We start from the raw sequence: 16,011 nt of genomic DNA, 5'->3' as shown, positions 1-16,011 counted from the left end.
CAAGGCCTGTGCCACCGCTTGGCCCGCAACTTGCCTGTACTGCTTATATGTTGTACCGGGCCTACCAGAACCAAGCCGACCTGCTCTCGCCCTCCCGGCTCGCAGCCCAGTACCTCGGCCAGGCACTCTGGAAGGACGGCACCGAACGCACCATGGTGCGGCGCATGGCCGCGCAGTTCGAGGTGTTTTCGCGCATGCGGCTCACCCATTCGCGGCCGGCCTACGCCATTCGCAGCGTTGTGGTGGACGGGGTGGAAACCGCCGTGCACGAAGAGAAAACACTGGTTTCGCCCTTCGGCACGCTGCTGCACTTCCGCAAGGACACGAAGGCCGTGCACCCGCCCGTGCTGCTGGTTGCACCACTGTCGGGCCACTTTGCCACGCTGCTGCGCGAAACCGTGCGCACCCTGCTGCGCGACCACGACGTGTACCTGACCGACTGGCACAACGCGCGCGACGTGCCGCTGTGGCATGGCGGCTTCAGCCTGGACGACTACACGCTGCAGCTTATCCAGTTTCTGGAAGCGGTCGGCCCGGGCGTGCACATGGTGGCCGTGTGCCAGCCCTGCGTGGCTGCGCTGGCCGCCACCGCGCTCATGGCCGAAGACGACAACCCCGCCACGCCGCGCAGCCTCACGCTCATGGCCGGCCCGGTCGATTGCCGCATCAACCCCACCGGTGTGAACAAGCTCGCCACCGGCAAGCCTATCGAGTGGTTCCGGCGCAACCTGATCAGCCACGTGCCATGGCCGCACGCCGGCATGATGCGGCGTGTGTACCCGGGCTTCCTGCAGCTTTCGGCCTTCATGAGCATGAACCCCGAGCGCCACAAGAAGCAGTTCGAGGACATGGCCAAGCATCTTGTCGAGGGCGAACTGGAGAAGGCGCGCACCATCGCCGCCTTCTACGAGGAATACCTGGCGGTGAATGACCTGCCGGCCGAGTTCTACCTGGAGACGGTGGAGCGCGTGTTCCAGACCTACGACCTGCCGCGCGGCGTGCTCACCGTGGGCGACCGCACGGTGAACCCCGCCGCCATCCGCCGCACCGCGCTGCTCACGGTCGAAGGCGAGCGCGACGACATCTGCGCTGTCGGCCAGACGGTGGCGGCGCAAGACCTGTGCACCGGCATCCGGCCGTACCTGAAGGCGCACCACCTGCAGGCCGGCGTGGGGCACTACGGCGTTTTCAGCGGCAGCAAGTGGAATGCGCAGATCTATCCGCGCGTGCGCGAAACCATTCACGCCGCGGCTGAGCTGCATTAGATCGACCCGGGTTCAGCGCCGATCTCAGCGCCGGCTCCGCGCGCCCTTCGCCGCCACGCGCCGCACCACGGCTTCGCCGGCCTGTGGAAGCCGATCGCGCAAGAACGCAATCAGCTCCTGCGCCGCCACGTTGCGCATCGGCCCCGGCAGGTAGGCCAGCACCACGCGCCGCTCGATGCGCGGCTTAGATAGCGGAACCACCACCAGCTCAGGGTCGCGCAGCGACGAGGTATACAGCCGCGGCATCAGGCCCAGCGCCTGGCCGCTTCGCACCAGCGCATACAGCGTTTCGGAATAGCTCACGCGGTGGGGCTCGGGCCCCTGCTCGAACTGCGCACGGGGGGGGTTGCCGAGCGCCGGCATGCTGCCGCTCTCGAACAGCACCAGGCGTTCCTTGCCGATGGCCTCCCAACTCGCGTCGGCGTCCGCGGCCAGCGCATGGTTGCGCCGCACCACCAGCACCAGCGGGTCACGGAACAGGTCGACGCAGGCCAGCCCGCCCGGCGGCTCCGTGATGGCTGCAACCGCCATGTCGAGCTGGCCGCTGCGCAGTTCGGCGAGCAACACGGTCGAGGGCGCGTCCCGCCAGGCAATTTCGACCTCGCGCCGTCCGGTTTCGAGAAATTCGCCCGCAGCGGCCATGACGCGCCCGCTGGCCGACGGAATCACCCCCACGCGCACGAAAGCCCGCCCGCGCTGTACCGTGCTCTCGATGTCGCGCAGCGCCACGTCGAACGCATTGACCAAAAAATCGGTGCGCGCCAGAACTTCGGCGCCTACCGACGTGAGCTCCAGCCGGTGGGTGGAACGGGTCAGCAGCTCGGCGCCCAGCAGCTTTTCCATCTGCTTGATGGCGTTGCTCAGCGCCGGCTGGGTAATGGCCAGCCGGCGCGCGGCGCGGCCGAAGTGCCCTTCTTCCACCAGCACCGAGAAGAACTGAAGCTGGCGCAGCGTGAGCGCCCGAAGCGGCGGAGAGGCCATGGAGCTGGGTCGGCGATTGATTGGGTGAATCAAATTATAGAAATTCAAAATTTTGCTTATGAGGCGGCGCTCCCTAGACTGCGCGGCATGAACCGCCCGGACCTGCCGCCCCTCACGCTGGAAGCCATGCTGCTTGCGATGCCCAAGGTGGAGCTGCATTGCCACCTGTTCGGCACAGTGCGCCACGAAACCTTCAAGCAGCTCAACCATCGCGCCGGTTCGCCGCTGGCGGCCGATGAAATCGAGGGCTTCTATACGCGTGGAGAAAAGCCCGTCGGCGTGCTGCGCGTGCTGCGCGCGCTCGACGCGCAGCTGGTCCGCAGCCCCGGCGACCTGTACCAGCTGACCCATGAATACCTGGAGGACGCCGCCGCGCACAACGTGCGCTACGCCGAGTTCTTCTGGAACCCGACGGGCACGGTGCACGGCTCCGGCATTCCGTATCCGGCGGCGCAGTGCGCGATCGTGCGCGCCATCCAGGACGCGCAGCAGGAGTTCGGCATCATCGGCCGCCTCATTGCTGCCATCGACCGCGAAGCCAGCCCCGAGGCTGCCGTCGAGATGGTGGAATGGGTCAAGGCGCACCGCTGCGACGAGGTGATCGGCATCGGCATCGACTACCGCGAGGTCGACAGGCCGCCCGAGCTTTTTGCCGAGGCGTATGCCCAAGCCCGGCGCGCGGGGCTCAAGGCCACCGCGCACGCAGGCGAGTTCGGCATGCCCTGGACCAACGTGCGCACCGCGCTCGATACGCTGGAGGTCGACCGCATCGACCACGGCTACACGGTGGTCGACCAGCCCGACTTCGCGCGCCAGTGCGCCGAGCGCGGCGTGATCTTTACCGTGGTGCCCACCAACTCTTATTACCTGCGCACCCTGCCGCCGGAACGCTGGGCGCTCGACCATCCCATTCGCCGCATGCCCGGCCTGGGCCTGCGCATCCACCCCAACACCGACGACCCGACGCTGCACAAGGTCACGCCCACGCAGGCCTGGCTGATGATGGTGCGCGACTTCGGCTTCGGGCTGGACGACCTGCGCGGCTTCATGCACAACGGGCTCGACGGCGCGTGGATCGACGACACCCAGCGCCGCGAATGGCGCACCCAATGGAGCCAGGAGTTCGACGCGCTGCGCGCCCGCCTTGCACAAGAACCGCAACCCGCCCATCCGCAATGAGCCACGCCATGACCCAATCCGCCCACCTCCCCCGCCGCACTGTTCTGGCCGCCACCCTCTTCTGCGCGATGCTGCCTGCCGCAGCACTCGCCCAGGCTGCGTGGCCCGCTGCCAAGCCGATCACGCTGATCGTTCCCTACACGGCCGGCGGCAGCGTGGACGTCAACGCCCGCCTCGTCGCCACGCGGCTGGCCGACCGGTTGAAGCAGTCGGTCGTGATCGAAAACGTGAGCGGCGCGGGCGGCGCCATCGGCGTGGCCAAGGCCGTGAATGCGGCGCCCGACGGCTACACGCTGGTGGTCGGGCCCGACAGCGCCATCGCCATCGGGCGGTTGGTCAACCCTTCGGCGTTCAAGTTCGATCCGCTCAAGGACCTGGCTCCGGTCGGCATGCTCAACACCGCGCCGATGGTGCTGGTCGCACGCCCCGGCCTGGAGGCCCAGACGTATGCCGACTTCGTGAAGCTCGCCAAGGCCAAGCCCGGCGCCTACAACTACGCCACCTCGGGCGTGGGCACGGTGCTGCAACTGGCGATGGAGCTTCTCAAGCAGCGCAGCGGCATCTTCGTGACCCACGTGCCCTACCGCGGCGGTGCGCAGATTGCCACGGACGTGATCGGCAACCAGGTCGACCTGGCAATGCTGGTCAGCACCAGCGCCATTCCGCATGTGAACGGCAACCGACTGAAGGCGCTGGGCATTACCGGCAGCCAGCGCCTTGCCGCGCTGCCCAATGTGCCCACCTTCAACGAGATGCCCGGACTGAAAGGCTATGACATGGTGAGCTGGACCGGCATCTTCGCGCCCGCGAAGACGCCCGCCGCTGTGGTGGCGCGCCTCAACCAGGAGCTGAACGCGGTGCTGGCCGAAGAGCAGGTGCGTGCCAAGCTCAACGAGCAGGGCGCCCTGCCCGGCAACGGCACGCCCGAGCAGTTCGGCCAGTTCGTGCAGGCCGAATACGCCCGCAATCAGAAGATCGTGCAGTCGGCCAATATCAAGGAATAAGCTCGCCGGGCATAGCCGGCGCGCGGCTGGCTATTGCTCTTCAGGCCAATCGCGGATGTAGGCCTTGAGCATCTTGTTCTCGAAGTTCTGGCTGTCCACCACCGCCTTGGCCACGTCGTAGAAGCTGATCACGCCCATCAGCATGCGCTTGTCCATGACGGGCATGTAGCGCGCGTGGCGCTCCAGCATGATGCGGCGGATTTCGTCGAGCTCGGTTTCGAGGGTGCACGTGACGGGCGCGTCGTCCATGGCCTTGCGCACGAGCGTGCCGCCCACCTGGCCGCCGTTGTCGACCAGGGCCACGATCACTTCCCTGAAGGTGAGCATGCCGACCAGGTCGCCGTGTTCCATGACCACCAGGGAGCCGATGTCCTTTTCCGCCATGGTCTTGACCGCTTCGGCCAGCAGGTCGTCAGGCGTGATGGTGAAGAGCGTGTTGCCCTTGACGCGAAGGATGTCGCTGACTTTCATCGTGTGCTCCTCTCGGAAATCGTTCTCGGCGGCGGTGCCGATTTGAATATAGCCCACAATCGGCGCCGACTCCCACGCCCATGATGCGCGCGCATGATTAGCAGACGTAACGGGGCATTGCGAACGAACCCAGAAAGGTGCTCATGCCCGGCTATTCCGACCCCGGATTCGATACTTTGGCGCTGCACGCCGGCGCCGCGCCCGACCCCGCCACCGGCGCGCGGGCGGTGCCGATCCATCTCACCACGTCTTTTGTCTTCGAGTCGAGCGACCATGCGGCGGCGCTCTTCAACCTGGAGCGCGCGGGCCATGTGTACTCGCGCATCAGCAACCCGACCAACGCGGTGCTCGAGCAGCGCGTTTCGGCGCTCGAAGGCGGCATTGGCGCCATTGCCACCGCCAGCGGGCAGGCCGCGCTGCACCTATCGATCGCCACGCTCATGGGCGCGGGCTCGCACATCGTGGCCAGCACCGCGCTCTACGGCGGCTCGCAGAACCTGCTGCACTACACGATGCGGCGCTTCGGCATCGAAACCACGTTTGTGAAGCCCGGCGACCTGGACGGCTGGCGCGCCGCGGTGCGCCCCGAAACCAAGCTCTTCTTCGGCGAAACCGTGGGCAACCCCGGGCTCGACGTGCTCGACATTCCGGCGGTGAGCGACATTGCCCACGAAGCCGGCGTGCCGCTGCTGGTCGACTCCACGCTCACCTCGCCCTACCTGATCAAGCCCTTCGACTGGGGCGCCGACCTGGTCTACCACTCGGCCACCAAGTTCCTCTCTGGCCACGGCACCGTGATTGGCGGCGTGGTGGTCGACGGCGGCAGCTTCGACTGGGAGAAGTCGGGCAAATTCGCGGAGCTGACCCAGGCCTACGACGGCTTTCACAACATGGTCTTCAGCGAAGAGAGCACGGTCGGCGCCTTCCTGCTGCGCGCGCGGCGCGAGGGCCTGCGCGACTTCGGCGCCTCGATGAGCCCGCACACCGCATGGCTGATCTTGCAGGGCATCGAAACCCTGCCGCTGCGCATGGAACGCCACATCGACAACACGCAAAAGGTGGTCGAGTTTCTCGCGAGCCACCCCTTCGTGTCGCGCGTGGGCCATCCGCTGATCGAGTCGCACCCGAGCCACGCGCTCGCGCAAAAGCTGTTGCGCCACGGCGCACGCGGCGCGGGCGCGGTGTTCAGCTTCGACATGAAGGGCAGCCGCGCGCAGGGCAAGGCCTTCATCGAGGCGCTCAAGCTCTTCAGCCACCTGGCGAATGTGGGCGATTGCCGCAGCCTGGTGATCCACCCGGCCAGCACCACGCACTTCCGCATGGCCGACGAGGCGCTGGCGGGTGCGGGCATTTCGCAAGGGACGATCCGGCTTTCGATCGGGCTTGAAGATCCGGCGGACCTGATCGACGACCTGAAGCGGGCGCTGAAGGCTGCGGAAAAGGCAGGAGGTTGAGGATGCTTTGTGTTCGCGTTCGGCGCTCTGGGGTTCGGGTTCATTCAGGGCGCGCCCCCGCCGACGGGGTACCTTTCTCCGCGAATGTCCCCCGGCCTGCGGCCTCCTCCTTTATTTCGCTGCGCAAGGCACCCCGCCAGCGGGTGCGTTATACGGAGCAGTTGTTGATCAGCGACACACCGGCAGCGTGCCCCAGTGCACAGGGCATCGGGTGCTCCCCGCAGCGAAATAAAGGAGGAGGGGCGCAGCCCCGGGGGACATTCGCGGAGGGGAGCACCCGGTGGCCTTTGCACGCGCCCCGAACAAGACGACGCGCAATCCGCAACACAACGGCAAAGCAACTGACATGAACTACACAGTCAACAGCCACACCGCCTATTGCTACACCGGCGGCAAGGCCTTCGATGCAAACAAGCCCACCGTGGTGTTCATCCATGGCGTGCTCAACGACCACAGCGTGTGGATCCTGCAAAGCCGCTGGTTCGCCAACCACGGCTGGAACGTGCTCGCGCTCGACCTGCCCGGCCATTGCAAGAGCGAAGGCCCGCCGCCCGCGAGCGTGGAAGAGGCTGCGCAGTTCGTCATTGCGCTGCTCGACGCGGCCGGTGTGCAAAAGGCTGCGCTGGTCGGCCACAGCTTCGGCTCGCTCATTGCGCTCGAAGCGGCTTCGCGTGCACCCGAGCGCGTCACCCATCTTGCGCTGGTGGGCACCGCCTACCCGATGACCGTCTCGCCCGCATTGCTCGACGGCGCGCTCAACGATCCGCAGCGCGCCATCGCCATGGTCAACACCTTCTCGCACTCGCTGCTTGCGCCACCGCCCTCCTCGCTCGGCCCCGGCACCTGGCTTTACGGCAGCTCGCGCGCGCTGATGCGCCGCGTGCTCGCAAGCAACCGCAGCGCCAACGTGTTCCACATCGGCTTCAAGGCCTGCAACGACTACGCCAACGGCGAAAAAGCCATCGAAGCTGTGCAGTGCCCCGTGCTCTTCCTGCTAGGCGATGCCGACCAGATGACGCCGCCGCGCGCCACCAAGGCACTGGCCGGCAAGGCGAAGCAGGGCAAGGTTGTCACTGTGCATGCGGGGCACTCGCTGATGAGCGAGGCACCCGACGAAGTGCTGTTTGCGGTGCGCGACTTCGTCGGCAAGCCGGCCTGAGCCAACGTTATTCGGGCGCAATGCCAGCGCGATGGGCCAGCGCCCGGTAGCGCGAGATCTCGCCCTCCATCTGGCTGCGGAACGCCGCCGCGCCGATTGCCACCGGCTCCATGCCTTGCGTGCGAAGCTGCGCCTGCAAGGCCGGGCTGCTCATGGTTGCGGTGACCGCCCTCGCCAGCTTGTCGAGCACCGGTGCCGGCGTGCGAGCCGGCGCGGCAAAGCCGTACCAGGCGTCGAAGGTCGCGTCTGGCAGCCCCTGCTCGGCCAGGGTGCGCACCTCGGGCAGCATGCTGGAGCGCGTCGCGCCCACGATGCCCAGCGCACGCAGCTTGCCCGAGCGCACGTGCGGCGCCACGGCCGCCACGGTGTCGATGCCGATCTCGATCTCGCCGCCAATCACCGCCATCGAGCCCTGGCTGCTGCCCTTGTACGGAATGTCCTGCAGCTGAATGCCCGCAGCCAGCGCGAGCAGTTCGCCCGCCAGGTGCGGCCCCGAGCCGGCGCCGAAAGTCGCGTAGCGAATGCTCTTCGGCTTGGCCTTGGCGGCGGCGATGAGTTCCGGCAACGAGCGCCATGGAGTGCCTGCCCCCACCACCAGCACCAGCGGCGTGCGCGCGACGATGGCAATGGGCGCGAGATCGCGCGCCGGGTCGTAGGGCAGCTTGGCGCGAAGCGCGGGGTTCACGCTGTAGCTGGTGGAGCCCGAGAGCAGCAGCGTGTAGCCGTCCGGCGCGGCCTTGGCGACCGCATCGGTGCCGATGATGGTGGAGGCGCCGGGCTTGTTGTCGATGACAACGGGCTGGCCGAGCCGCTCCGACAAGCCCTGCCCCATCGCCCGCGCGACGATGTCGGTGCCGCCGCCGGGCGGAAAGGGCACGACCAGCTTCACGGGCCTGTCGGGCCAGGCGTCCTGCGCGAGGGCGGGCGCATGCAAGGCGATGAATGCCGAAGCACAGGCCAGCAGGCTTCGAAGGCTAAGAGAGAGAGCAGTTTTCATGGTTCGTCCAGAAAGAAAGATCAGGAGGCGGCATGCTGTTTTTTCTCGGCCGCCCACGGCGCGAGCCCCGGCTCGCCCAGGTCCCAATACAGGCCCGCCATGATCTGCAGGCCCTCCCGCGCGAGCGAGGCCAGCAGGTGTTCGTTGGGCGCATGCTGCGCGCAGGCCGGATAGGAATGCGGCACCCACAGCGTGGGCAAGCCCAGGAGGTCGGCAAAGACGTCGTTGGGCAACGAGCCCGCGAGGTTGGGCAGCAGGTCGATGCGCCGGCCGCTGCTGTCTTCGATGGAGCGCCGGGCCCAGTCGACCCAGGGGTTCTCCACGTCGAGCCGCGTGGCGGCGCCCTCGAGCGTGACCTGCACCTCGACGTTGCCGAAGCCGCGCGCATCCAGATGCGCGCGCACGATGTTCGCCAAGTCGCGCCACGGCGTTCCGACCACGAAACGCAACTGGCAATGCGCCACCGCCTCGGAGGGAATCGCGTTCACCGGCCGCTGCGGCGATCCAGCGCCGACCGCAAGCACCTCGATGGTGTTCCACGCCACGAGCCGCTCCGCAGGGGTTAGACCGGGCTCGCCCCAGCCTTCGTCCAGCGTGGGGTCGTCGGCACCGCCTCCGATGCCGATATCGGCCAGCGCCTTGCGCACGCCTTGCGGAATTTCCGGCGGGCGCAGGGCATCGACCAGAATGCGACCGCGCGCGTCCACCAGCGAGGCCACCGCGTGGCTCAGCACTGTGGCCGGGTTGGCGAGCACGCCGCCCCAGTTGCCCGAGTGATAGCCCCGCGCCCGGGCACGCAGCCGCAGGCTGAAGTTGATGGCGCCGCGCGAGCCAAGAAAGAGCGTGGGCCGCTCGGCGCTCACGCGCGGCCCGTCGCTGGCAATGAACAGGTCGGCACGCAGCTTGTCGCGCTGCTGCTCGCACACGGCATGCAAGCCCGGCGAGGCGGCCTCTTCGCCGGTTTCGATGAGCCAGGTGATGTTGTAGCCCAGGCGCCCGCCCCGCGCGCGCAGCGCAGCCGCCAGCCCGCCGAGCGCAATGGTGTGCTGGCCCTTGTTGTCGGCCGTGCCGCGCCCGTACCAGCGGTCGCCTCGCACGGTGAGCGCCCAGGGGCCGAGGCCCTCGTCCCAATGCGCGTCCTGCCCGCTCACCACGTCGCCGTGGCCGTAGCTCAGCACGGTGGGCAATGCGGGGTCTTCGATGCGGCGCGCGATCAGGAAGGGCCCGCCGCCGGGCACGGGGTTCTCGACGATCTCGCACTCGAAGCCCAGCGCGGCCAGCGGCGGCGCCAGCTCCTCGCGCAAGTAGGCGCCGAGCGCGGGCGTGGCGGCGCCGGTGTCGCTTTCGGTACGAAAGGCGACACGCCGCTGCAGGTCGGCAAAGAAGCGTCCGTCGTCGAAATAGGCGGCGGCAGCGGCAAGGCTCTCGTTACGTTGCATGAAGAGGTTTTCCGGTGTTCGTGGGGTGCAGCAAGTACAAGGCCTGAAGCGCGATGCTTCCAGCACCGTTTTCGCAAGCTACCATTGCCTTCAAGGCAAGGCTCGAATCCAATGACACCACCGCTCCTCAGCATTCCGATGCGCCATTTCCTGGAAGTGGCGCGAAGCGGCTCGGTGAGCCAGGCGGCGGCGCGGCTGTTCGTGGCCTCGTCCGCGGTCAGCCGGCAGATCACCAAGCTTGAAGACAGCTTGGGCACGCCCCTGTTCGAGCGCCACGCACGCGGCATGGCACTCAATGCGGCCGGCGAGCGGCTCGCTGCGCATCTGCGCAATGCGCAGCTCGACATCGAACAGGTCATCGAGCAGGTGCGGGACCTCGGCGGCCGCAGCGCACACCGCATTCGCATGGCGTGCACCGAAGGCTTCGCGGCCCACTTCATGCCGCAGGTCATGCGCGGATTCGAGTCGGCCCATCCGGGCACGCAGCTCGAACTCCACGTGGGCTCGCCCGATGGCGTGAGCGCGCTGCTCGCGCGCGGCGAGGCCGACATCGCACTCAAATACGTGGTGGCGCCGGAGCCCGGCCTGAGGATCGAACACTCGGCGAATGCTCCCGTGTTCGCGGTGCTGCGCCCCGACCATCCGCTGGCGCGGCAGCGGGTGGTGTCGGTGGCGGATGCGGTGCGGTTTCCGCTGGCGGTCGGCGACAAGGGGGTGACCGCGCGGCAGCTGTTCGACCAGGCGTGCAGCCTGCAGGGGCTGCAGTACCGCGCGATTTTTGTCAGCAATTTTTCATCGGTGCTGCTGCCGCTTCTGCGCACGCCGGACGTAATGCTGTCGGGGCATCTCACGGTCACGCACCTGATCGACGCGGGCACGGTGGTAGCGCGCCCGTTTGCCGAGGCGCCGCTGCAGCAGCGGCAGCTTCAGGTGCTGGCGCTCGAAGGCCGCACCCTCACGCCGCTGGCGCAAGAATTCGTGCAACACCTGGTGAACGCCATCGCCAGCGCCGGCCGGCGCAAGCTGGGGCGCGCACGCTCGAGCGCGTGAGCTTCAGCGCCCCAGGGCGTTGATGTCGGCCGGGTCGAGCAGCACTTTCGGTGCGCCGTGCCGCGCCACCGCCAGCATGGCGCGGCCCACTTTTTCGGTCGTCGTCACCTTGGCTGGCCACAGCCGGTAGGCAAGCCCCAGCACCGGCTTCAGCACCATGATGGCGCCCTGGTAGAGAGGCGTCTTCGAACGCACACCGTGCAACGGCTGGATCATGCCGGGGCGAAACATGTAGGCCGCCTTGAACGGCAGCTTGAGCAATGCGTTTTCGGTGGCCCCCTTCACGCGCGCCCACATGCTGCTGCCGCGCTCGCTGCTGTCGGTGCCTGCGCCGGTCACATAGGTGAAGGTCATCCCCGGGTTAAGCCGCGCGAGCACCGTGGCCGCAGCCATCGTCAGGTCATAGGTGATGCGCTTGTAGTCGGCCTCTTTCATGGCCGACGGACGACACGCCCAGGCAGAAGAAGCAGGCATCGAAGCCCTGCAACTGCGGCTCGAAGCCGGTGTAGTCGTACATGTCCTTGATCACCACGTCCTGCAACTTCGGGTGCTGCTGCCCGGTGGCATTGCGGCCGACGGCGACCACGCGCGCCACATCGGGCGCAAGCAGGCATTCGCGCAGCACGCCCTGACCCACCATGCCGGTGGCGCCGAAGATCAGTATGTTCATGCGGGGCGCGCGGTCAGACCGCGAATTCGGCGGGCCGCTTTTCGAGCACAGCCAGCAGCAGGTCGACGTCCAGGCTGGAGGGCTGGGGCGCCTGCAGCGCGCCGAGCATGCGCGAAAGCGTTTCGGCATGCGGCAGCAGCGGGCCCAGAAAGCGGGTGCCCTCGGCGCCGGCAATCAGCAGCGTGGGAAAGGTCTCGACATCGAACGCATCGGCGATCTCGGCGTGGTCTTCGATGTCGACCCAGGCAAAGCGGAATTGCGGATGCGCCCGCGCCACCTGCTCCAGCAGCGGCCGGTAGTCGCGGCAGGTGCCGCACCATTCGGCGCACAGGCACACGACCCATGGCGCGGCGCCGGCCGGCTCGGCGGATTCGGGGGCGGCGGCGGGAAGAGCGCTCAAAGCTGATGCCGTGAAGGTGTGAATACAAAGCCGCAGTGGTGCGGCCGCGAGGTCGTGGCTATTATGAACAAAGCGCCTTTGGCGCCCAGGAGACTCGCACGATGAACACCACGACTGCCCCGGAATCTGCTGTCGATCCGCGACGTTTCAAGAGCTTTGCGGAGTTCTACCCGTTCTACCTGACCGAACACGCCAACCGCACCTGCCGGCGCCTGCACTTCGTGGGCTCGACCATTTCGCTGGTGTGCCTGGTGGCCCTGGTGGTCACGCTCGATCCGCTCTGGCTGCTGGCCGGGCTGGTCGCGGGCTACGGCTTTGCCTGGATCGGGCATTTCGGCTTCGAGAAGAACCGGCCCGCCTCGTTCAAGCGCCCGCTCTATTCCTTCATGGGAGATTGGGCGATGTACCGCGATATCTGGCTGGGCAGGGTCAAGATCTGACCGCTACTAAATAAGGAGCACATCACCCAGGCGCAGTGATCGCAGCGGCCCTTTTTGCCACAGGTCTTCGAGTGGCTCGGCCCGAGGCATCAGCAGCTCCGTGAGCAGCGGCTCGATGGGCGTGGACGGATCGGCCAGCAGCACGTAGCGCGGGTCTTCGTTCGGCGTTTCCTCGGCGAGCGGCGCAATCCAGTCGATTGCCACCAGGGTCTCGATCACTTGCACCAGCTGCAGCGCGTCCACCCGCATGCGCGTGACGAGTTCGGTGGCGCCCATGCCCTTGGCGGGCGTGGCGCGCGCACGTGCCAGGTGTTGAAGCACTTCCATGGCCAGCTGCAGCGGCCACCCCGCCCGGCCGCCGCGGCGGGCCACGCCGGTCAGCAGGCTCGGCAGATAGGCCGCGATGACCGCCCCCAGCAGCACGATGACCCACGCCACGTAGATCCACACCAGCAGGATCGGCACCGTGGCAAAGGCGCCGTAGAGCACCGAATAGGTCGGCACCAGGCTCAGGTAGTAGCCCAGCACGCGCTTGGCAATCTCGATGGCCGCGGCCACGAAGATGCCGCCGGCCCATGCATGCGACCAGCGCACGTTGGTGTTGGGCACATAGTGATAGAGCGACGCCATGCCGGCCGCGAGCAGCACGAATTCGAAGGTGTCGAAGAACAGCTTCAGGATGCTTCCGCCCACCACGTCGCGCGAAGCGGCAAATACATACGAAGTGGTCGAAAGGCTCACCGCAAGAATGAGCGGGCCGAGTGTGATGGCGGCCCAGTAGATCAGCACACGCTGGGCAAGCGGCCGCGGCGACCGCACCCGCCAGATGTTGTTGAGTGTCTTGTCGATCGTGAGAATCAGCGCAATGGCGGTGATCAGCAGCACCACCAGGCCCGCTATGCCCAGCCCACCGGCCTTGCTGGAAAACTGGTTCAGGTAGCCCAGCACCTGCCGCGCGATGTTGTCCGGAATCAGGCTTTCTATGAACCAGCGCTGCAGCCGCCCTTGCAGCTTGGCGAACATCGGAAACACCGTGAAGAGCGCCAGCGCCACCGTGAAGAACGGCACCATTGCAATGGTGGTGGTGAAGGTGAGGCTGCTGGCCGTCAGCCCCAGGCGGTCTTCGCGAAAACGCTCGCCCAGCACCGCCGCGGTGTTGCCCCACGGAAAACGCGAAAGATCCCTCCACAGCTGACGACGATTCATGGCCGGTATCATAAGAACCCGAACCCTCCCCTCGTCTTTGCACACTTCGTGTCGCCAGTTCCGCGGTGTTCCATCCATGCAAATCATCACACCGCACGCCTCTTCTTCCGTCCGCGCCACCCGTTGGCTTGCCGTGGGCAGCCTCGTCGGATTGATCGTGCTGGGCCTGGCCTGGGAACTGTGGCTGGCGCCGCTACGGCCGGGCGGTTCGCTGCTGGCGCTGAAGGTGCTGCCCCTTGTCATCCCGCTCGCAGGGCTCTACAAGAACCGCATGTACACCTACCGCTGGGTCAGCCTGATGATCTGGCTCTATTTCACCGAGGGCGTGGTGCGCGCCTGGAGCGACACCAACGGCGTGGGGCAAGTGCTCGCGCTGGTCGAGGTGCTGCTGTGCCTCATGCTCTTTGCCGCCTGCGCCTCGCATGTGCGGCTGCGCCTGCGCAACGCCAAGGCCGCCCGCCAACTGGAGGCTTCTACCCAATGACGCCAATGACTTCTTCCGCTCCCCTCATCGACCAACTCCGCGCCATCGTCGGCGCCCAGCACGTGCTGAACGAGGGCGACCTCGCCGCCTACGAGCAAGACTGGCGCAAGCGCGCGCGCGGCAAGTCGCTGGCCGTGGTGCGCCCCGCCAATACGCAGCAAGTGGCCGATGTGGTCAAGGCCTGCGCCGCGGCCGGCACGGCCATCGTGCCTCAGGGCGGCAACACCGGGCTGGCGGTGGGCTCCATTCCCGACGACACCGGCACGCAGGTGGTGCTGAGCCTGCAGCGGCTCAACGCCATCCGCAGCGTCGATGCGGCCAACCTCACAATGACGGTGGAGGCCGGCTGCATCCTGCAGACCCTGCAGGAAACGGCCGAGAAGCAGGGCTATCTGTTCCCGCTGAGCCTTGCTGCCGAGGGCAGCTGCACCATCGGCGGCAACCTTGCCACCAACGCCGGCGGCACGCAGGTGGTGCGCTACGGCAACACGCGCGAGCTGTGCCTGGGCCTCGAAGTGGTTACGCCGCAGGGCGACATCTGGGAAGGCACCAGCGGCCTGCGCAAGGACAACACCGGCTACGACCTGCGCGACCTGATGATCGGCAGCGAAGGCACGCTGGGCATCATCACCGCGGCCACCATGAAGCTCTACCCGCTGCCCGCCGCGCAGCTCACGGCGTGGGCCGCGGTGCCTTCGCTCGACCATGCGGTCACGCTGCTCGGCCTTGCGCACAAGCACCTGGGGTCGGGCCTCACCGGCTTCGAGGTGATGGGCAAGTTTGCGCTGAGCCTGGTCGACAAGCACATGCCTCAACTGCGGGTGCCCTTCATCGGCGACGAGGCCGTGCCCTACTGCGTGCTGCTCGAGAACTCCGACAACGAATCCGAAGACCATGCGCGCGCGCGATTCGAGGCCCTGCTCGAAACGGCTTTCGAAGACGGCTGCGTGACCGACGCGGTGGTGGCCGAGAACCTCGCGCAGGCGCACCAGCTTTGGCACATCCGCGAGAGCATTCCGCTCGCGCAGGCCGAAGAGGGCTTGAACATCAAGCACGACATCTCGATTCCCGTGTCGCGCATTCCGGCGTTCGTGGCCGAAACCGATGCGCTGCTCGCGCGCGAGATTGCGGGCGTGCGGCTGGTGAACTTCGGCCATCTGGGCGACGGCAACCTGCACTACAACGTGCAGGCGCCCGAGAACATCGACACCAAGGCTTTCCTGAAGAACGAGGAAGAGCGCATCAACACGCTGGTGTACGACGCGGTCGAGAAGTTCGGCGGCTCGTTCTCGGCCGAGCACGGCGTGGGTTCGCTCAAGGTCGACAAGCTCGAGAAGCACAAGTCGCCTGTAGCGCTGGAGATGATGCGCGCCATCAAGCGCGGGCTCGACCCGAAGAACATCCTGAACCCCGGCCGCGTGATCCGCGTCTAGGCGGCAAAGTCTTCGCCGCGCAGCTCGATGGGTTGGCCGTGCGGCGTGCGGTCGGCCGCGTGGTCCCAGGCGTGCCGATAGCGCGCGAGTTCATCGCCCGAGCTCGCGCCCTTGCGGGCCACCAGGCCTTCCAGGGCGGCAAGCCAATGCCGGTAGTAGGTGTCGCCAGCGTCCGGGTCTCCCGCGGCCTGCGCGGCGGTGATCTGCGCCGCAAGCGCTTCGGCCCACTCCACCCAGCTGAACAGGCCACGCTCGTGCAGCGCGAGCGTCATCGCAAAGGCCTGCGCTTCCCACGGTTCGCGGAATACCGGACCATCGGCATCGCGCGGCATGCCGGGCGCGAGCGCGAGCGGCGGCATGTCGATCTTCATGCCGACCT

The 16,011-nt window shown here is 67.2% G+C and carries 16 protein-coding genes and 1 pseudogene; 9 read left to right on the top strand and 8 right to left on the bottom strand.

Features of this window, described 5'->3' with window-relative positions; translation table 11 throughout:
* The first annotated feature begins 47 nt into the window (after window positions 1-47).
* Window positions 48-1,265 carry a polyhydroxyalkanoate depolymerase gene (locus tag GOQ09_RS08535; protein WP_157613043.1) on the top strand — a complete coding sequence of 406 codons (1,218 nt, stop codon included), beginning with the start codon at window positions 48-50 and terminating at the stop codon, window positions 1,263-1,265.
* 24 nt (window positions 1,266-1,289) lie between these two features.
* On the opposite strand, the gene GOQ09_RS08530 is transcribed toward GOQ09_RS08535, so the two are convergent.
* Window positions 1,290-2,246 carry a LysR family transcriptional regulator gene (locus GOQ09_RS08530; RefSeq protein WP_157613042.1) on the bottom strand — a complete coding sequence of 319 codons (957 nt, stop codon included), beginning with the start codon at window positions 2,244-2,246 and terminating at the stop codon, window positions 1,290-1,292.
* Between the two features lie 87 nt (window positions 2,247-2,333).
* On the opposite strand from GOQ09_RS08530, the gene GOQ09_RS08525 reads away from it, so the two are divergent.
* Window positions 2,334-3,425 (top strand): adenosine deaminase family protein, encoded by a 1,092-nt coding sequence (locus tag GOQ09_RS08525; protein WP_207309938.1) that lies wholly within the window; start codon window positions 2,334-2,336, stop codon window positions 3,423-3,425.
* A gap of 8 nt (window positions 3,426-3,433) precedes the next feature.
* Complete coding sequence (locus GOQ09_RS08520) at window positions 3,434-4,429, top strand: Bug family tripartite tricarboxylate transporter substrate binding protein (RefSeq protein WP_431769303.1); 996 nt, start codon at window positions 3,434-3,436, stop codon at window positions 4,427-4,429.
* Window positions 4,430-4,459: 30 nt separating this feature from the next.
* Here GOQ09_RS08520 and GOQ09_RS08515 read toward each other — a convergent pair whose 3' ends face one another.
* Window positions 4,460-4,900: a CBS domain-containing protein gene (locus GOQ09_RS08515; RefSeq protein ID WP_126747450.1), complete on the bottom strand. Its 441-nt coding sequence runs from the start codon at window positions 4,898-4,900 to the stop codon at window positions 4,460-4,462.
* A 143-nt stretch (window positions 4,901-5,043) separates the two neighbouring features.
* Between GOQ09_RS08515 and GOQ09_RS08510 the strand changes: the two genes are divergently transcribed.
* Both GOQ09_RS08510 and GOQ09_RS08505 read left to right on the top strand, forming a co-directional pair.
* On the top strand, window positions 5,044-6,354 hold the full coding sequence (locus GOQ09_RS08510; protein WP_157613039.1) for an O-acetylhomoserine aminocarboxypropyltransferase: 1,311 nt from the start codon (window positions 5,044-5,046) through the stop codon (window positions 6,352-6,354).
* Between the two features lie 346 nt (window positions 6,355-6,700).
* Entirely contained in the window at window positions 6,701-7,513 is an 813-nt protein-coding gene (locus GOQ09_RS08505; RefSeq protein WP_157613038.1) for an alpha/beta fold hydrolase, read from the top strand.
* A 7-nt stretch (window positions 7,514-7,520) separates the two neighbouring features.
* On the opposite strand, the gene GOQ09_RS08500 is transcribed toward GOQ09_RS08505, so the two are convergent.
* Together GOQ09_RS08500 and GOQ09_RS08495 are read right to left on the bottom strand one after the other, a co-directional pair.
* Entirely contained in the window at window positions 7,521-8,510 is a 990-nt protein-coding gene (locus GOQ09_RS08500; protein WP_157613037.1) for a Bug family tripartite tricarboxylate transporter substrate binding protein, read from the bottom strand.
* A 20-nt stretch (window positions 8,511-8,530) separates the two neighbouring features.
* Window positions 8,531-9,949, bottom strand: coding sequence for a M20 family metallopeptidase (locus tag GOQ09_RS08495; RefSeq protein ID WP_157613036.1), 1,419 nt, complete (start codon window positions 9,947-9,949; stop codon window positions 8,531-8,533).
* A 111-nt stretch (window positions 9,950-10,060) separates the two neighbouring features.
* On the opposite strand from GOQ09_RS08495, the gene GOQ09_RS08490 reads away from it, so the two are divergent.
* The gene (locus tag GOQ09_RS08490; RefSeq protein ID WP_157613035.1) at window positions 10,061-10,999 is read left to right on the top strand and encodes a LysR family transcriptional regulator; all 939 of its coding nucleotides are present in this window, start codon (window positions 10,061-10,063) and stop codon (window positions 10,997-10,999) included.
* A 3-nt stretch (window positions 11,000-11,002) separates the two neighbouring features.
* On the opposite strand, the pseudogene GOQ09_RS08485 reads toward GOQ09_RS08490, so the two are convergent.
* Both GOQ09_RS08485 and GOQ09_RS08480 read right to left on the bottom strand, forming a co-directional pair.
* Window positions 11,003-11,669 (bottom strand): annotated as a pseudogene (locus GOQ09_RS08485) (epimerase).
* A gap of 13 nt (window positions 11,670-11,682) precedes the next feature.
* Complete coding sequence (locus GOQ09_RS08480; RefSeq protein WP_157613034.1) at window positions 11,683-12,069, bottom strand: thioredoxin family protein; 387 nt, start codon at window positions 12,067-12,069, stop codon at window positions 11,683-11,685.
* Between the two features lie 101 nt (window positions 12,070-12,170).
* Here GOQ09_RS08480 and GOQ09_RS08475 point away from each other — a divergent pair, with 101 nt between their 5' ends.
* The gene (locus tag GOQ09_RS08475) at window positions 12,171-12,509 is read left to right on the top strand and encodes an Mpo1-like protein (RefSeq protein ID WP_126747457.1); all 339 of its coding nucleotides are present in this window, start codon (window positions 12,171-12,173) and stop codon (window positions 12,507-12,509) included.
* Window positions 12,510-12,515: 6 nt separating this feature from the next.
* Here the strand turns inward: GOQ09_RS08475 and GOQ09_RS08470 are convergent, their stop codons facing one another.
* Window positions 12,516-13,727 (bottom strand): YihY family inner membrane protein, encoded by a 1,212-nt coding sequence (locus GOQ09_RS08470; protein WP_157613033.1) that lies wholly within the window; start codon window positions 13,725-13,727, stop codon window positions 12,516-12,518.
* A gap of 64 nt (window positions 13,728-13,791) precedes the next feature.
* Here GOQ09_RS08470 and GOQ09_RS08465 point away from each other — a divergent pair, with 64 nt between their 5' ends.
* A complete protein-coding gene (locus GOQ09_RS08465; RefSeq protein ID WP_157613032.1) occupies window positions 13,792-14,199 on the top strand; it encodes a DUF2069 domain-containing protein in 408 nt (135 codons plus the stop codon).
* Between the two features lie 5 nt (window positions 14,200-14,204).
* On the top strand, window positions 14,205-15,632 hold the full coding sequence (locus GOQ09_RS08460; RefSeq protein ID WP_207309937.1) for an FAD-binding oxidoreductase: 1,428 nt from the start codon (window positions 14,205-14,207) through the stop codon (window positions 15,630-15,632).
* Here GOQ09_RS08460 and GOQ09_RS08455 read toward each other — a convergent pair.
* Window positions 15,629-16,003, bottom strand: coding sequence for a nitrile hydratase accessory protein (locus GOQ09_RS08455; RefSeq protein WP_157616627.1), 375 nt, complete (start codon window positions 16,001-16,003; stop codon window positions 15,629-15,631). The genes GOQ09_RS08460 and GOQ09_RS08455 overlap by 4 nt on opposite strands.
* Between the last annotated feature and the right edge of the window lie 8 nt (window positions 16,004-16,011).

The organism is Variovorax paradoxus, from assembly GCF_009755665.1.
Classification (GTDB): Bacteria; Pseudomonadota; Gammaproteobacteria; order Burkholderiales; family Burkholderiaceae_C; genus Variovorax; species Variovorax paradoxus_G.
Note: the sequence above shows the minus strand (reverse complement) of the source record. Positions and strands in the feature narration are given on the sequence as shown.

What these genes read in the sequence shown, in the direction of transcription:
- GOQ09_RS08535 (WP_157613043.1), top strand. Translation starts at nt 48, where the DNA reads ATGTTGTACCGGGCCTACCAGAACCAAGCCGACCTGCTCTCGCCCTCC.
- GOQ09_RS08530 (WP_157613042.1), bottom strand. Translation starts at nt 2,246, where the DNA reads ATGGCCTCTCCGCCGCTTCGGGCGCTCACGCTGCGCCAGCTTCAGTTC.
- GOQ09_RS08525 (WP_207309938.1), top strand. Translation starts at nt 2,334, where the DNA reads ATGAACCGCCCGGACCTGCCGCCCCTCACGCTGGAAGCCATGCTGCTT.
- GOQ09_RS08520 (WP_431769303.1), top strand. Translation starts at nt 3,434, where the DNA reads ATGACCCAATCCGCCCACCTCCCCCGCCGCACTGTTCTGGCCGCCACC.
- GOQ09_RS08515 (WP_126747450.1), bottom strand. Translation starts at nt 4,900, where the DNA reads ATGAAAGTCAGCGACATCCTTCGCGTCAAGGGCAACACGCTCTTCACC.
- GOQ09_RS08510 (WP_157613039.1), top strand. Translation starts at nt 5,044, where the DNA reads ATGCCCGGCTATTCCGACCCCGGATTCGATACTTTGGCGCTGCACGCC.
- GOQ09_RS08505 (WP_157613038.1), top strand. Translation starts at nt 6,701, where the DNA reads ATGAACTACACAGTCAACAGCCACACCGCCTATTGCTACACCGGCGGC.
- GOQ09_RS08500 (WP_157613037.1), bottom strand. Translation starts at nt 8,510, where the DNA reads ATGAAAACTGCTCTCTCTCTTAGCCTTCGAAGCCTGCTGGCCTGTGCT.
- GOQ09_RS08495 (WP_157613036.1), bottom strand. Translation starts at nt 9,949, where the DNA reads ATGCAACGTAACGAGAGCCTTGCCGCTGCCGCCGCCTATTTCGACGAC.
- GOQ09_RS08490 (WP_157613035.1), top strand. Translation starts at nt 10,061, where the DNA reads ATGACACCACCGCTCCTCAGCATTCCGATGCGCCATTTCCTGGAAGTG.
- GOQ09_RS08475 (WP_126747457.1), top strand. Translation starts at nt 12,171, where the DNA reads ATGAACACCACGACTGCCCCGGAATCTGCTGTCGATCCGCGACGTTTC.
- GOQ09_RS08470 (WP_157613033.1), bottom strand. Translation starts at nt 13,727, where the DNA reads ATGATACCGGCCATGAATCGTCGTCAGCTGTGGAGGGATCTTTCGCGT.
- GOQ09_RS08465 (WP_157613032.1), top strand. Translation starts at nt 13,792, where the DNA reads ATGCAAATCATCACACCGCACGCCTCTTCTTCCGTCCGCGCCACCCGT.
- GOQ09_RS08460 (WP_207309937.1), top strand. Translation starts at nt 14,205, where the DNA reads ATGACTTCTTCCGCTCCCCTCATCGACCAACTCCGCGCCATCGTCGGC.
- GOQ09_RS08455 (WP_157616627.1), bottom strand. Translation starts at nt 16,003, where the DNA reads ATGAAGATCGACATGCCGCCGCTCGCGCTCGCGCCCGGCATGCCGCGC.